Genomic DNA, 14,423 nt, shown 5'->3' with positions numbered 1-14,423 from the left:
TCAGCCTCGCATCACTTCCCGGACCGCGCGAAAGAAGGGCACCGGGGGCTTCCCGGTCAGGATCCGCACCTTGTCGAACACGGTCGAATGGCTGGCGTAGAAGCGCGCGACCAGCTTCGCGTCCAGCCCGTAGAAGCGCTGCAGCACCCGCCAGCGCTTGGCGGGCTCCGCCACGCGGAACAGCATCTTGTTGAGCATGCGGTAGAATCCGCGCTCGTCCCAGCGGTCCGTGGCATAGGCGCGCACGGCCCGGTCGATCGCCGGGCCGGACAGATCGGGAAGCTTCGCGATGAAGAGCGCAAGCCGCACCGCATCGGGAAAGCTGTAGCCGGTGACGGGGTGGAAGAGCGCGGCGGCCATGCCGACCGGGGCCACCCCTTCCGGGAGGCAGGCGAGATGGGCGCGGATATCGCCGTCGATGGCGATGGGCAGGACGCCGTCTTCCTCGCGCAGCACCCGCACGATGCGCCAGCCCTGTGCCGCGGCATAGGCCTCGACCCGGCGGACGATGGCCGCCCGGTCGAGCGCCGGCCCGTCCGCATAGTAGGTGTCCTCGATGAGGGCTGTCCGCTCCGAGAAGGGCAGCGTGTAGACGAAGCGGTAGCCGTCGTGCTGGTCGACGGTGGCGTCCATGATGATGGGGCCCGAGAGGCCGTGCGGGGCGGCCAGCTCCACCTCGAGGCCGACGAACTTCTGGAAGCCGAGGTCAAGATGCGGGGACGGCCGCTGGCCGCGGGCGTCGAGCACGGCGCCGGCCGTCAGCACGCGCTGATCGGCGAGCAGCACCCGGTCGGGCGCCACATGCTCGACCGGAACGCCGAGGAAGCGGCGCTCGGGCGGGATGGCAGCGACGAGCGCCGCATGCAGCCGCTCGGAGGTGGCCGACTGGTAGCCGGCGGCGAAGTGCCGCTCATAGGCCGGGAAGCGGATGGCATTGTCCGCCCAGCGGTGGGCGATGAGGGTGCGCGCGAGCTCGGCGCCCTCGGGGCTGAGGTCGGTCTCGAAGCTCGACCAGGTGTGGTTGCCGCCGAACCGCTCGCCCGCCTCGACGATCGCCACGCGCACCTCGGGCCGGTGGCGGGCAAGGGCGAGGGCAATGAGCCCGGCCGAGAGCCCTCCGCCAACGAGGAGGATGTCGCAGTCCGCTTGCACGCCCATGCCGCCCTCTAGCGAGCCGCCGGCCCGCTGGCTAGGAGCGGCGCACATGGCCGAACCCGTCGCCCTTGCCCTGATCGCCCTGCAGCTGACGCTGGTCGTCGCGCTGCGCTATCTCGGCGTCTCGGCACTCTTCGCCTGGATCGCGGCCCGCCTCAGGCCGGAGGTCTACCGCCCGGCCGACCCGGCCCGCCGCGCCCGCCTGCGCATCCAGGTCCGCCGCGAGGTCGGCTGGTCGCTGCTCTCCGCGGGGCTCTACGCCGCGCCCGCCGCCCTCGCCTTCGCTGCCTTTGAACGCGGCGGGACCAGGCTCTACACCGACGTCTCGGCCCTGCCGCTGTGGTGGCTGCCGGTCTCGGTTCTCGTCTATCTCCTTGCGCATGACGCCTGGTTCTACTGGAGCCACCGGGCGATGCACCACTGGCCGGCCCTGTTCCGCGCCATGCACGCCGTTCACCACGAGAGCCGGCCGCCCACCGCGTTCGCCTCCATGTCGTTCCACCCGTGGGAGGCGCTGTCGGCGGCCTGGCTCTACCCGGCCATGGTCTTCCTCGTGCCGATCCACGTCGGCGCGCTTCTCGTCGTGCTGCTCATCGCGACCGTCATGGCGGTCACCAATCACATGGGGGTGGAGCTGTTCCCGAAGGCCTGGGTGAACGGCCGGTTCGGCCGCCACGTCATCACGGCGTCCCACCACGACCTTCACCACAGCCGCTACACCGCCAACTACGGCCTCTACTTCCGCTTCTGGGACCGGCTGTTCGGCACGGATGCCGGCCTGTCCACCCGGGTCCAGCCGCCGTTCGGCGCGGATCACCCGGGCCCGGAAGGGGTGGGCCGCTAGCCGCCGGCCTCGTCGCGCCGGGGGCAGAGGGCGTGGGCGCACCCCGGCGCGCTATCCGCCGGGGCAGGCTGCGCGGGCGCCGGGCCGTCCTTTGTGCAGAGCACCGCAGCGCCGCCCGCCGACGGGGCGGCGGCGCCGTGAAGCAGGCCGGCAAGCGCCAGGGCAAGGAGGAACGCCCTCATGGCCGCCGGGGCTCCCCGCCCGTCGTCTCCGCCCCCGGCCCCGCCTCCGCCTCCGCCTCGTCGTCGAGGATGCGCAGCGCCGCGCCGTCAAGATCCTCGTACTGGCCCGAGCGGACCGACCAGAGGAAGGCGACGAGCCCGACGAAGCCGGCGCCAAGGGCGAGCGGGATGAGGAAGACAAGCCCCGTCATGCCGCGGCCCCCCGCGCCGGCCGGAGCCGCAGCGCGTTGCCCACCACGATGAGCGACGAAGTGGACATGGCGAGCGCGGCAATGAGCGGAGTCGCGAGCCCTGCGATCGCGATGGGCACCGCGAGCGCGTTGTAGCCAATCGCCAGCGCGAAGTTCTGAAGCGCCCCTCGGTCTGCCGCGCGGGCGATGGCGATTGCCTCGGGCACCGCGTCGAGCCCGTCGCCGAGGAACAGGAGGTCGGCCGCCGTCTGGCCCACGTCGCTTGCCGAGGCCGGCGCGATCGAGGCGTGGCCCGCGGCAAGGGCCGGCGCATCGTTGAGCCCGTCGCCCACCACCAGCACCCGCCGGCCGGCGGCGGCCAGCGCCCGGATGGCCGCGAGCTTGTCGGCCGGGGTCTGGGCCGCCGCCCAGGTGGCGATGCCGAGCGTCGTTGCCGCGGCCTCCACCGCCTCCGCCCGGTCGCCGGAGAGGATGCGCACGTCGAGCCCCATGGCGCCAAGGCGCGCGACCGCTTCGCGCGCGGCGGGCCGGAGCGGGTCGGCAAAGCGGAGCAGCCGGCCCGGCCGCTCGCCCGAGCGGAAGGCAAGCACCAGCTCGTCGCGCATCGCCGCGACCGGCAGCGCCGGGTCCACCCAGTCGGGCCGGCCGAGCCGGACGGGGCCGTCCGGCCCCTCGGCCTCGAGGCCAAGGCCGGGCCGCTCGCGGATGTGGAGGAGGGAGGGGGCCGGCGCGACCCCGCCGCGCGCCAGGGCCGAGGCAAGCGCGCGGGCCAGCGGGTGGCGGCTGGCCCGGGCGAGCGCCAGAGCCTCCCCCGCTTCGGCGCCTGCAAGCGGGAACGTGCCGACGGGCTCCGGCCGGCCGAGCGTCAGCGTGCCCGTCTTGTCGAACACCACCGTGTCCACCCGGGCGAGGCGTTCGAGCGCGCCGCCGTCCTTGAGGAGGATCCCGCGGCGCATGAGGAGGGTCGCGGCCCGGACCTGGACGGCCGGGACGGCGAGCCCCAGCGCACAGGGGCAGGTGATGATGAGGACGACGATGGCGGTGGTGATCGCCATGTGCCAGCCCGCTCCGGCAATCAGCCAGCCTGCGGCGGTGGCGATTGCGAGGAGGTGGACGACGGGGGCATAGAGCCGCGAGGCCCGGTCGGCGATCCGCACGTGCCGTGCCCGGCCGCCTTCGGCTGCCTCCATCATGCGGATGACCTCGCCGAGGAAGCTGCGTTCGCCTACCGCCGTCACCTTCACCACGAGCGGCGCCTCAAGGTTGAGCGTGCCAGCCACCACCGTTGTGCCGGGCCCGGCCGGCTCGGGCCGGCTCTCGCCAGTGACGAGCGAACGGTCGATGGCCGAGCGCCCGTCCTCGACGATGCCATCCGCCGGGAGCCGCTCGCCGGCCGCCACGAGGACCCGCATCGCCGGCGCAAGTTCGTCGATGGCGCGCCACTCGGTCGCCCCGTCGGCCGTCACCACCATGGCGCCGCGCGGCAGCGCCTTCATGAGTTGCGCCACGCCGGCGCGGGCGCGGTCGCGCATCATGCTGTCGAGGAAGCGGCCGACAAGCAGGAAGAAGAGCAGCATGACCACGCCGTCGAACCAGGCGTGCGGCCCCGAGGTCAGCGTCTCGTGGAGGCTCATGCCGGTGGCGAGCAGCACGCCGATCGAAATCGGCACGTCCATGTTGGTGCGGCCGCGGCGGAGCGCGGCCGCCGCCGAGCGGAAGAAGGGCTGGCCGGAATAGGCCAGCGTCGGGATCGCGATGAGCGCGGAAATCGCGTGGAAGAGATCGCGCGTGGCGGCCTCCGCGCCCGACCAGACCGAGACGGAGAGCAGCATGATGTTCATCATGGCAAAGCCGGCGACCGCCATGGCCTTCAGAAGCCGCTTCGACTCCGGGTCGGCAGCGGTCGCTGCCGCGTCCTCGGGCGCGAAGGGGCGGGCAGCGAAGCCCGCGCGCTCGACCGCGTCGATCACCGCCTCGGGCGTCGTCTGCGAGCCCTGCCACTCGACGGTGAGGCGCCGCGTGGAGAAGTTCACGCGCCCGCGCGTCACGCCCGGAAGGGCTGCGACCGCCCGCTCCACCTTGCCGATGCAGCCGGCGCACCGCAGGTCGGGCACGTGGAGGTCGAGCCGCCGGCGCCCGCCTTCGAGCGGCACGGCGAAGGCCTCGAGCGCGGGCGGCGCGGCGCTTGCCATCACCGCACGACCAGCCGCTCGGTGCGGACGAAGCGGCGGTTGCCGCCACCGGCGGCACCCGCATCCAGCGCGAAAGCGAGGTCCCAGGCGCCGGGCGGCAGCCGTTCGGCCGCCACGTGTCGGCCGGGGGCCACCTCGCGGAAGCCGAGCGCGACCGTTCGGCCTGCGTCCATCGGGTGGCGGGCGGTTCCAGTCGCGGCAAGGCCGGTGACGGCCGCTCCGTCGGCGCCGGTCACCACGAGGACGACCCGGCCGTCGGCTGCGTCCACGGCGACGGTCCAGCCGAGAGCCTGCTGCGCCCGGCCGGCGGCGAGCCAGCGGTTGAAGTCCTGGCTGGCGACATAGCCGTTCCTCACCACGGTGCCGGTGAAGGTGCCGGCCGCCAGCACCGCCATCGCGAGGTTGACGGCGATGACGATGAGGAAGCCGCCGCCGATGACGACGGCAGCATGCCGGCCGGTGAAGGGGCGCGCGCTCACCGGCGGACCACCGTGAAGCGCGCGTCCGCCTCCGCCACCTCCGGGCGGCCTCCGGGGTCCTCGACCGACGTCACGCGGAAGGTGAACGGGGTGTGCTCGGCCGCCAGCCGGCCGGCAGGCACGCGGACGAAGATGCGGTAGGTCTCCACCCCGTCGGGGCGGACGGTCGCTCTGAAGGCGGTTGAGGGCGCGCCGGCGCCGAGCGATTCCCACAGGCGCGCCTCGGGCAGGCCCTCGAGGGTCACGACCACGTCGCGCGGGCGGGCGGCCTTGTTCAGGATCTTGACCGTGTAGCCGTTGCGGAGCGAGCCATCGGCCATGGTCACCATGAGCGGGTTGCGGTCTTGTGCCACGGTGATGCCGAGGCTCTGGCGGCCGGCGAGCACCACCAGCATGGCGATGCCGATGCCGGCCCAGAGCGCGAAGTAGAGGAGCGTGCGCGGGCGCACGAAGGTCTTCCACATCGGCTCCAGCGGCTCGCCGCGCGACTCCTTCCCGTCCCGCCGGAGCGTCGAGTAGCCGATGAGGTCGGCCGGCCGGCCGAGCTTTCCCATCACCTCGTTGCAGGCGTCGATGCAGAGCGCGCAGGTGATGCACTCGAGCTGCGGCCCGTCGCGGATGTCGATTCCGGTCGGGCAGACGGCAACGCAGGCGCGGCAGTCCACGCAGTCGCCGATGGCGGGGTCTGCCGCCTTCGCCTTGGCCGAGCCGCGCGGCTCGCCACGCCAGGCCTTGTAGGTGACGATGAAGCTGTCCTCATCCAGCATGGCCGACTGGATGCGCGGCCAGGGACACATGTAGGTGCACACCTGCTCGCGCATGAGGCCGGCGAGCGTATAGGTGGTGAAGGTGAGGATGCCGATTGCGGCATAGGCCGCGGCAGGCGCGGTGCCGTCGAGGAGGCGGGCAAGAAGGGTGGGAGCGTCGGTGAAGTAGAAGACCCAGGCCCCGCCGGTGAGAAGCGCGATGACGAGCCAGAGGAAATGGACCGTGCCGCGCTTCGCGATCTTGGAGAACGTCCAGGGCGCGCGGTCGAGCTTCATGCGCGCGTTGCGGTCGCCCTCGATCGCCCGCTCGACGGCCATGTAGAGGTCGGTCCACACCGTCTGCGGGCAGGCGTAGCCGCACCAGGCGCGCCCGACCGTCGAGGTGATGAGGAAGAGGCCGATGCCTGCCATCACGAGAAGGCCGGCCACGTAATAGAACTCCTGCGGCCAGATCTCGATCGGGCCCATGAAGAAGCGCCGCCCGGCAAGATCGACGAGAACGGCCTGGTCGGGCGCGTGCGGGCCCCGGTCCCAGCGGAGCCAGGGCGTGATGTAGTAGATGGCAAGCGTGACGACGAGGATCGCCCACTTGAGCCGCCGGAACGGCCCGGAGACCTTGCGCGGATAGACCTTCCGCCGCTTCTCGAAGAAGCGGATGGGGGCTCCGCGCACCGGTGCGTCCGGCGGGGTGAGGGGGGCGTTCACGGTCAAGCGCCTCCGCCGAGGCTATGGACGTAGGCCGCGAGCTTGCGGATGGTCACGTCGTCGAGCCGCTGGCTCCATCCGGGCATCACGCCGTTGCGCGCGTTCCAGATGGTCTGGAACAGGCTCGCGCGGTCCCCGCCGTAGAGCCAGATGGCATCCGTCAGGTTCGGCGCGCCGAGCTCCCGGTTCCCTTTGCCCTCGGGCCCGTGGCAGGAGGCGCACTGCTCGGCGAATATGGCTGCACCCGCGGCGGCCTTGCGCGCGTCATGCTCCTGGCCGGAGAGCGCGCGCACATGCTCGACCACCTGCGCCACCTGCGCCTTGTCGAGCAGGCCGTCGCGGCCGAAGGCCGGCATCTGGCTGATGCGGGTCTCGTCGTAGCCGGGCGCGCGGATCCCGTGGGCGATCGTCTGGTAGAGGGACTCGATGTCCCCGCCCCAGAGCCAGTCGTCATCGTTGAGGTTGGGGTAGCCCGGGCCGCCCGCGCCACCGCTGCCGTGGCACTGCACGCAGTGGACCTTGAACGCCGAAGCGCCGCCGGCCACCGCGAGCCGCATCAGCTCCGGGTTCTGCGGCAGCTCGGCCAGAGGCAGCGCGGCAATCCGCTGCCAGGCCTCGGCCCGCGCGGCCTCGACGGCTGCCATCTGCGCCTCGAGCCGCCCGCGGCTCGACCAGCCGAGAAGCCCGCCGTTCGACGCGTTGAAGCCCGGCCAGGCGGGGTAGGCGATCGAGAAGGCGATGCCCCAGACGATGGTGGCCATGAGGATCACCAGCCACCAGCGCGGCAGCGGGTTGTTGTATTCCTCGATGCCGTCCCACTCGTGGCCAGTGGTCTCCACCCCGCCGGGCGGGACCGAAGGGTCCCTGTCGCTCACCTCTCGTCTCCCCTGCCGCCGGGCCCCGGCGCCTCGGCCTCCCCGTCCCGGAACGGGATCATGCGGGCCGCCTCGTGGTGGGCGCGCGCGCCAGGCCGGAAGGTCCATGCAACCGCCGTCACGAAGATGGCCACCAGGAGAAGGAGCCCCCAGCTGTCGGCGAAGTGGCGCAGCGCCTCGTGGGTCATCGCCGGTTCTCCTCGGGCACGTAGCTCGAGAAGTCGACGAGGGTGCCCAGCATCTGCAGGTAGGCGACGAGCGCGTCCATCTCGGTGAGCTTTCCCGGGTTCCCGTCGAAGTCGCGCACGTTCACCCGCTCGCCGTAGCGCGCGAGAAGGCCGCTCGTGTCGGCATCGGGGTCGGCCTGCGCCCGGAGGTCGGCCAGGGCGTTGGCGACTGCGTCGTCGCCGTAGGGCACGCCGAGCCGGGCAAGCGCCTTCAGGTGATCCGCGATGTCCCGGGCGTCGAGCTCGCGCTCGAGGAGGAAGGCATAGGCCGGCATGATCGACTCCGGCACCACGCTCTTGGGCGAGACCAGGTGCTGGACGTGCCACTCGTCGGAATAGCGGCCGCCCACCCGGGCAAGGTCGGGCCCGGTCCGCTTCGAGCCCCACTGGAACGGGTGGTCGTACATGCTCTCGGCCGCGAGGCTGTAGTGGCCGTAGCGCTCGATCTCGTCGCGGAACGGGCGCACCATCTGCGAGTGGCAGTTGTAGCAGCCCTCGCGGATGTAGATGTTGCGCCCGGCGAGCTCGAGCGGCGTGTAGGGCCGCATCCCCTCCACCTTCTCCAGCGTGTTCTGCATGAAGAAGAGCGGCACCAGCTCGACGATGCCGCCGATGGTGACGGTGACGAGCGCCAGCACCGCGAGCAGGGTGACGTTGCGCTCGATCCGGCCGTGAAACCCGCCCGTTGCACTTGCCATCGCCGTCTCCTGCCCTGCTGCCGCCCGCTATTCCGCTGCCACCGGCCGCGCACCGCCCGCCGGCAGCGGCACGTCGTGCGCGGGCGCATGCACCGGCCCGGCATCGAGCGGCGCCTCGGCCCTGACCCGGCCGCGGATGGTCTGGACCACGTTGACGACGAGAATGAGCGCCCCGCCGAGGTAGAGGAGGCCGCCGGCGAGCCGGATGAGGTAGTAGGGGTGCATCGCGGCGACCACCTCGGCGAACGACCACACGAGGAAGCCTTCGGCATTGTACTCGCGCCACATGAGCCCCTGCATGATGCCGGCGACCCACATCGAGGCGGCGTAGAGGGCGATCCCCGCCATCGCGAGCCAGAAGTGCCAGTTCACCATCCGCAGCGAATAGAGCCGCTCCCGGCCCCACAGGCGCGGGACCATGAAGTAGATGGCCGCGAAGCTGATCATTCCCACCCAGCCGAGCGCGCCCGAATGCACGTGGCCCACCGTCCAGTCGGTGTAGTGGGAGAGCGAGTTGACCGCCTTGATCGACATCATCGGCCCCTCGAAGGTGGACATGCCGTAGAAGGCAACCGCGGCCACCATCATGCGCACCAGGGGGTCGGTGCGGATCTTGTCCCACGCCCCCTCGAGCGTCATGAGGCCGTTGATCATGCCGCCCCAGCTCGGCATCCACAGGATGACCGAGAAGACCATGCCCAGCGTCTGCGCCCAGTCAGGCAGCGCAGTATAGTGGAGGTGGTGGGGCCCCGCCCAGATGTAGAGGAAGATGAGGCTCCAGAAGTGGACGATCGAGAGCCGGTAGGAATAGACCGGCCGGTTCGCCTGCTTCGGCACGAAGTAGTACATCATGCCGAGGAAGCCGGCGGTGAGGAAGAAGCCGACTGCGTTGTGCCCGTACCACCATTGCGTCAGCGCATCCTGGACGCCGGCGAAGACGGGGTAGCTCTTGGACGAGAGCCCCACGGGCAGCGCCAGGTTGTTGACGATGTGGAGCATCGCGATCGTCAGGATGAAGGCCAGGTAGAACCAGTTGGCCACGTAGATGTGGGGCTCGCGCCGGCGGGTGATGGTGCCGGCGAAGACGACGAGATAGGCCACCCAGACGATGGTGAGCCAGAGGTCCACGTACCATTCGGGCTCGGCATATTCCTTGGACTGGGTGATGCCGAGCACGTAGCCCGAGGCCGCGAGCACGATGAACAGCTGGTAGCCCCAGAAGACGAACCAGGCGAGGCCGGGGGCGAAGAGCCGGGCCCGGCAGGTCCGCTGCACCACCCAGAAGCTGGTGGCAATCAGCGCGTTCCCGCCGAAGGCGAAGATGACGGCCGAGGTGTGGAGCGGCCGCAGCCGGCCGAAGCTCGTATATTCCAGCCCCAGGTTCAAGACCGGGAAGGCGAGCTGGGCGGCAATGAAGACTCCGGCGAACAGGCCGACGACTGCCCAGAAGACGGTGGCGATCGCGCCCGCCCGGATCACGTCATCGGCGTAGCCGGTGCCGCCGTCGGGCAAGACGAAGCTGCCGTCGGGCAGGTCCTCGAAGCGCGCCAGCCACCACAGGCCGCCGGCGAAGAAGGCGACGAGCATGATCCCCATGTGGATGGCAAAGCCGCGGTCCTCGGTGAGCGCGAGCGCGAGGAAGGCGAGGAACGCGAGCGCGAACATGAGAAGGGCGGGCAGGTAGCGGGCGGCCTTCGCCCCCCTGGACTGGCTGATCGCGGCCGTCATGCGAATCTCCCCCGGATACGCCTGACCCCTGCCAGCGCTCCGGCACCGCGACCCTGCCCGTCGCAGCCAAGCCCGCCCTTGACCCCGGTCAAACGCCGGGGCCCCGTGCCCCGGCCTTGCCGCATGGAAGACCGGCGTTGGCCGCATGTGCGGCGCCATGCCGCAGCGGTGCAGTAGCGTCGGCTCAGCCGCGGGCGAGAGCGGAGTCCACCTCGGCTGCCACGGCGGCTGCCACGCGCGCGGCATCTGGCGCGGCATCCACCCGGCGGATCCGCGGGTCCGCGGCGGCAAGCGCCGCGAAGCCGGCCCGCACCCGCTCGTGGAAGGCCCGGTCGTGGCGTTCGAACCGGTCGGCCGCACCGATGCGGAAGCCGGCGCGCCGCAGCCCCTCCTCGACGGGGAGGTCGAGCCAGAGCACGAGGTCGGGCCAGAGGCCGCCGGTGGCGAAGTCGTGGATGGCCTTCAGCATGGCGACGTCGAGCCCCTTGCCGAAGCCCTGGTAGGCAAGCGTCGAGTGGACGAAGCGGTCGCACAGCACGATGCGGCCCGCCTCGAGGGCGGGGCGGATGCGCCGCGCCACATGGTCGGCGCGCGCCGCGCAAATGAGGAGCGCATCGGTCTCCGGCAGCCAGCGGTCGGCCTCTCCGGTTGCGAACAGCGTGCGGATGGCCTCGGCCCCCGGCGTTCCGCCCGGCTCGCGCGTGGTCTCGACTGCATGGCCGCGGGCGACCAGCCGCTCGGCGAGGCGCGCGACCTGGGTGGACTTCCCCACCCCCTCCCCGCCCTCGAAGGCGATCAGCATCAGCCGACGACCAGCGCCGCGTCGGCGAAGCCGCGCGCCCGCGCTGCCTCCCGGGCGGCGGCGGCAGCGGCCTCGTCGGGGAAGGGGCCGAGCCGCACCCGCCACAGCCCCGAGGGCGCGCGGCTCATCGCCCCCGGTGCCAGATCGGCGAGATCGGCCAGCAGGAACTCGGCCCGTCCCTGGTCGGAAAGCGCGGCCACCTGGACCCAGAGCGGCCGCGCCAGCGCGGGGCCCGGGGCTGGCGCGGGAGGCCGCGCGGCCGCGGTTCGGACAGGCGCTGCGCCCGGCGCGAGCGGCGGAGTGGTGCGCGCCCAGTCGCCTTCCGGAAACACGCGGCGCACGCGCACCCGCGCAAGCCCGGGCCCGTCCACGCCAAGCAGCTGGGCCGAGCGGCGCGACAGATCGATGATCCGTCCGTCCACGAACGGCCCGCGGTCGTTGATGCGCACCACCAGCCGCCGGCCGTTGTCGAGGTTGGTCACTTCCACCCAGCTCGGCATCGGCAGCGTCCGGTGCGCGGCCGTCAGCGCATCCTGGTCGTAGGTCTCGCCGTTGGCCGTCGTGAGGCGATGGAAGCCGGGGCCATACCAGCTGGCGATGCCCACTTCCTCGTAGGCCCGGTCGTCGACCGGCACGTAGGTCCGGCCGAACACGGTGTAGGGCCGGCCGAGCTTCACGCCCGCCGGCGCCGTCGAGGCCGGCGGCGGGGGCGGCGGGGAGGCCAGCCGGTCGCGCGCGCAGGCAGCGAGGAACAGGAGCAGCGCGACGGCCCCCAGCCTAGCGGGCGACCGCATCGGCAAGCAGCGCCACCGAGAGCGCGTAGAAGTTGGAGCAGTTGTAGGCGAGGAGCGCGCGGTAGCTCGCGGTCGTGAGGTAGGCGGCGCCCTCGGGCCCGTCGGGCTCGACGAGCGTCATCGGCACGTCGTCGGCCGGCCAGCGCCCGCCCGCGGCCGGAGCGAAGCCGAGCGCGCGCCATTCCCCCGCGGCGAGGGGCCGACTGTGGCGCGAGAGCGGCCGCACGCAGCTCGTCGGCACATCGGGGTTGGCAACGCGCGCGCGGTCGAAGCCGGCTGGCACGCGCACCTCGAGGCCCCAGGGCACGGCCGCCTGCCAGCCGGCCGCCTTCAGGTAGTTGGCGATCGAGGCCAGCGTGTCGGGCACGGAAGTCCAGATGTCGGCGCGCCCGTCGCCGTCGCCATCGACCGCATGGGCCAGATAGGATGAGGGCAGGAACTGCGGCTGGCCCATGGCGCCGGCCCAGGAGCCGCGCATCTCGGCTGCGCTTGCCCGGCCTTCGCCAACCATGCGGATGGCAGCGTCGAGCTCGCGCGTGAAGAGGTCGGCACGGCGGCCGTCGAAGGCGAGCGTGGCAAGCGCCGAGAGCACGTCGAAGCTGCCAGTGAAGCGGCCGAAGTCGCTCTCCATGCCCCAGATCCCAAGCAGGATCGCGGCGGGCACGCCATGGGCCTGCTCGGCAGCACGCGCCGCGGCCTCCCAGCGGGCGAGCATCCGCTGGCCTTCCGCAATGCGTGCGGCCGTCAGCCGGCGGGCGAGATAGTCGGCAAAGACGTTCCTGCGGCCGCTGTCGTCGGGCTGGGCGCGGTCAAGCGCGATGACGCGCGGCGTGAAGCGCACGTCGGCGAGCGCGCGCTCCTGCCATGCGGGAGGGATTCCGCGCGCCTCGGCTTCGCTCCGGTAGCGCGCGAGCCAGGCGTCGAAAGCGGCCGCGTCCTGCGCCGGCGCGGGGGAGGCAAGAAGCGCAAGGGCGACGGCGGCGAGCAGGGCCCGGACCATGGCCGGCGTCTGCCACAGCCAGCCTCCGGGGTGAATCCCCTTTCGTTGTGACAGGGCGGGGGCTAGAGCGGCTGCCGGAGCGGTGGCCGAGGGGTTGAAGGCAGCGGTCTTGAAAACCGCCAGCGGTTCGTGCCGCTCGTGGGTTCGAATCCCACCCGCTCCGCCACCGACCTGTTCCACAGCGTGTCACCGCGTTCCAACTTATCAAGTCTCTTCAGAATGATGGATGCATGACGCGTCTCACGCGCGCTCTTGCCATGGCGCCCGTTCCCGCGGATGATGTGGGGCAGGACGTGGGTCGGATTGCGGGCTGGCAGACATGGGCGAAACACGCGGGCGGGGCAGGCTCTCGGCCCGCTTCGTCGAGACGGTCACGAGGGCAGGCAGGCACCCCGACGGCCTCGGCCTCTACCTCCACGTCCGCCCCTCGGGCTCGAAGTCGTGGGTCGTGCGCGTCCAGTCCGGCGGGCGCAGGCGGGACATCGGCCTCGGCGGCTATCCCAAGGTCGGGCTTGCCACCGCGCGCGAGCTGACCCTTGCCATCCACGACCGCATCGCCCGCGGCATCGACCCGGTCGCCGAGCGCCGGCGGGCCCGCGGCATCCCCACCTTCGCCGAGGCCGCGCGCCGCCGCTTCGCCGAGCTTGCCCCGACGTTCCGCAACGCCAAGCACCGCGCGCAGTGGATCGCGACGCTTGCGGCCCATGCCTTCCCGCACGTCGGCGACCTTCCCGTTGACGCGGTGACGGAAGCCGACGTCCGGCGCCTCCTTGCGCCCATCTGGACGGCGACCCCGGAGACCGCCCGCCGGGTGCGGCAGCGGGTGGCAGACGTGCTTGCCTGGGCGCGGGCCGAGGGCTGGCGCCCCGACGTTCCCGACCTGTCGCCTCGGACGCTCAAGCTTCCGGCACAGCCGAAGGCCGTGCGCCATCACGCGGCCATGCCCTTCGATGCGGTGCCGGCGTTCATGGCCCGGCTTGCTGCGCGGGACGGGGTGGCGGCGCTCGCCCTGCGCTTCCTCGTCCTCACCGCTGCCCGCTCCGGCGAGGTGCGCGGCATGACGTGGGACGAGGTGGACGAGGCCGCCCGGCTCTGGACCGTGCCCGCGGCGCGCATGAAGGCGGGGCGCGCGCACGTCGTGCCGCTCGCCGGTGCCGCACTCCTGGTGCTGGCCGATGCCCGCAGGCTTGCGAAGGCCGGAAGTGCGCTCGTCTTCCCCTCGCCCGGCCGTGGCGTCCCCCTCTCCGACATGGCGCTGACGAAGCTCCTGCGCGACATGGGAGAGACGGTCACCGCCCACGGCTTCCGCTCCTCCTTCCGCGACTGGGTCGCCGAGCGCACCGCCTTTCCGCCGGAGGTCGCGGAGATGGCGCTCGCCCACGCCATCCCCGACCGCGTCGAGGCCGCCTACCGCCGCGGCCAGCTGCTCGAGAAGCGCCGGGAGCTCATGGCCGCATGGGCCGCGTTCGCGTGCGGAGGCGGCCCGGCGTGACAGGCCGGAGCCCGAAGCGGATGACTGGGTCCGTTGGAGCCGAGGCGCAGGGTCGAGCTGCGTTCGGAGCGTTGGCGCGCCGGAAGCCCCTGGTAGCCTTGCTGCACGCGAACATCTCGTGGCGCAGTGCAGGGAGGGGTCGAGGTGCTCGCGCCCCTCTGGCTCGCGCGGCCCGAGACGGCGCGGCGGGTCCTGGAGCGGATGCGCGCCGTCATCAGCTGGGCGGTGGGGCAGGAGATCCGGGCGGAGGGGATCGACTTCGAGATCGTGCGCCGGGCGCTGCCGCGGCAGC

Annotated in this window: 14 protein-coding genes and 1 tRNA gene; 3 read left to right on the top strand and 12 right to left on the bottom strand. The window is 72.4% G+C overall.

Going from position 1 to position 14,423, the window contains the following annotated elements:
• Positions 1-1,158, bottom strand: coding sequence for a lycopene beta-cyclase CrtY (gene crtY, locus H3H34_RS00080; protein ID WP_194743244.1), 1,158 nt, complete (start codon positions 1,156-1,158; stop codon positions 1-3).
• A 46-nt stretch (positions 1,159-1,204) separates the two neighbouring features.
• Between crtY and H3H34_RS00075 the strand changes: the two genes are divergently transcribed.
• Complete coding sequence (locus tag H3H34_RS00075) at positions 1,205-1,999, top strand: sterol desaturase family protein (protein WP_194743243.1); 795 nt, start codon at positions 1,205-1,207, stop codon at positions 1,997-1,999.
• Positions 2,000-2,177: 178 nt separating this feature from the next.
• Here the strand turns inward: H3H34_RS00075 and ccoS are convergent, their stop codons facing one another.
• The 11 genes from ccoS to H3H34_RS00020 all read right to left on the bottom strand — a co-directional run bounded on the left by ccoS (position 2,178) and on the right by H3H34_RS00020 (position 12,639).
• On the bottom strand, positions 2,178-2,372 hold the full coding sequence (gene ccoS / locus H3H34_RS00070; RefSeq protein WP_194743242.1) for a cbb3-type cytochrome oxidase assembly protein CcoS: 195 nt from the start codon (positions 2,370-2,372) through the stop codon (positions 2,178-2,180).
• Entirely contained in the window at positions 2,369-4,564 is a 2,196-nt protein-coding gene (locus H3H34_RS00065; RefSeq protein WP_194743241.1) for a heavy metal translocating P-type ATPase, read from the bottom strand. Before H3H34_RS00065 ends, ccoS begins: the two co-directional genes overlap by 4 nt.
• Positions 4,564-5,043: a FixH family protein gene (locus H3H34_RS00060; protein WP_194743240.1), complete on the bottom strand. Its 480-nt coding sequence runs from the start codon at positions 5,041-5,043 to the stop codon at positions 4,564-4,566. The genes H3H34_RS00065 and H3H34_RS00060 overlap by 1 nt, the downstream gene beginning before the upstream one ends.
• On the bottom strand, positions 5,040-6,515 hold the full coding sequence (gene ccoG / locus H3H34_RS00055) for a cytochrome c oxidase accessory protein CcoG (RefSeq protein WP_328830777.1): 1,476 nt from the start codon (positions 6,513-6,515) through the stop codon (positions 5,040-5,042). The genes H3H34_RS00060 and ccoG overlap by 4 nt, the downstream gene beginning before the upstream one ends.
• Before the next feature lie 2 nt (positions 6,516-6,517).
• On the bottom strand, positions 6,518-7,390 hold the full coding sequence (gene ccoP / locus H3H34_RS00050; RefSeq protein ID WP_194744127.1) for a cytochrome-c oxidase, cbb3-type subunit III: 873 nt from the start codon (positions 7,388-7,390) through the stop codon (positions 6,518-6,520).
• Positions 7,387-7,578, bottom strand: a complete 192-nt coding sequence (locus H3H34_RS00045; RefSeq protein WP_194743239.1) for a cbb3-type cytochrome c oxidase subunit 3 — start codon at positions 7,576-7,578, stop codon at positions 7,387-7,389. Before H3H34_RS00045 ends, ccoP begins: the two co-directional genes overlap by 4 nt.
• Positions 7,575-8,315 carry a cytochrome-c oxidase, cbb3-type subunit II gene (gene ccoO, locus H3H34_RS00040; protein WP_194743238.1) on the bottom strand — a complete coding sequence of 247 codons (741 nt, stop codon included), beginning with the start codon at positions 8,313-8,315 and terminating at the stop codon, positions 7,575-7,577. The genes H3H34_RS00045 and ccoO overlap by 4 nt, the downstream gene beginning before the upstream one ends.
• Positions 8,316-8,342: 27 nt before the next feature.
• A complete protein-coding gene (gene ccoN / locus H3H34_RS00035; protein ID WP_194744027.1) occupies positions 8,343-9,980 on the bottom strand; it encodes a cytochrome-c oxidase, cbb3-type subunit I in 1,638 nt (545 codons plus the stop codon).
• Positions 9,981-10,227: 247 nt separating this feature from the next.
• Positions 10,228-10,845: a dTMP kinase gene (gene tmk / locus H3H34_RS00030; RefSeq protein ID WP_194743237.1), complete on the bottom strand. Its 618-nt coding sequence runs from the start codon at positions 10,843-10,845 to the stop codon at positions 10,228-10,230.
• On the bottom strand, positions 10,845-11,639 hold the full coding sequence (locus H3H34_RS00025) for a septal ring lytic transglycosylase RlpA family protein (RefSeq protein ID WP_194743236.1): 795 nt from the start codon (positions 11,637-11,639) through the stop codon (positions 10,845-10,847). Before H3H34_RS00025 ends, tmk begins: the two co-directional genes overlap by 1 nt.
• Positions 11,623-12,639: a lytic murein transglycosylase gene (locus tag H3H34_RS00020; RefSeq protein ID WP_194743235.1), complete on the bottom strand. Its 1,017-nt coding sequence runs from the start codon at positions 12,637-12,639 to the stop codon at positions 11,623-11,625. Before H3H34_RS00020 ends, H3H34_RS00025 begins: the two co-directional genes overlap by 17 nt.
• 76 nt (positions 12,640-12,715) lie before the next feature.
• Here H3H34_RS00020 and H3H34_RS00015 point away from each other — a divergent pair.
• Together H3H34_RS00015 and H3H34_RS00010 are read left to right on the top strand one after the other, a co-directional pair.
• A tRNA-Ser gene (locus H3H34_RS00015) sits at positions 12,716-12,805 on the top strand.
• Positions 12,806-12,958: 153 nt separating this feature from the next.
• Positions 12,959-14,131, top strand: a complete 1,173-nt coding sequence (locus H3H34_RS00010) for a tyrosine-type recombinase/integrase (protein ID WP_194743234.1) — start codon at positions 12,959-12,961, stop codon at positions 14,129-14,131.
• Positions 14,132-14,423 lie beyond the last annotated feature (292 nt).

The organism is Thermaurantiacus tibetensis (assembly GCF_015354055.1).
Classification (GTDB): domain Bacteria; phylum Pseudomonadota; class Alphaproteobacteria; order Sphingomonadales; family Sphingomonadaceae; genus Thermaurantiacus; species Thermaurantiacus tibetensis.
Note: the sequence above shows the minus strand (reverse complement) of the source record. Positions and strands in the feature narration are given on the sequence as shown.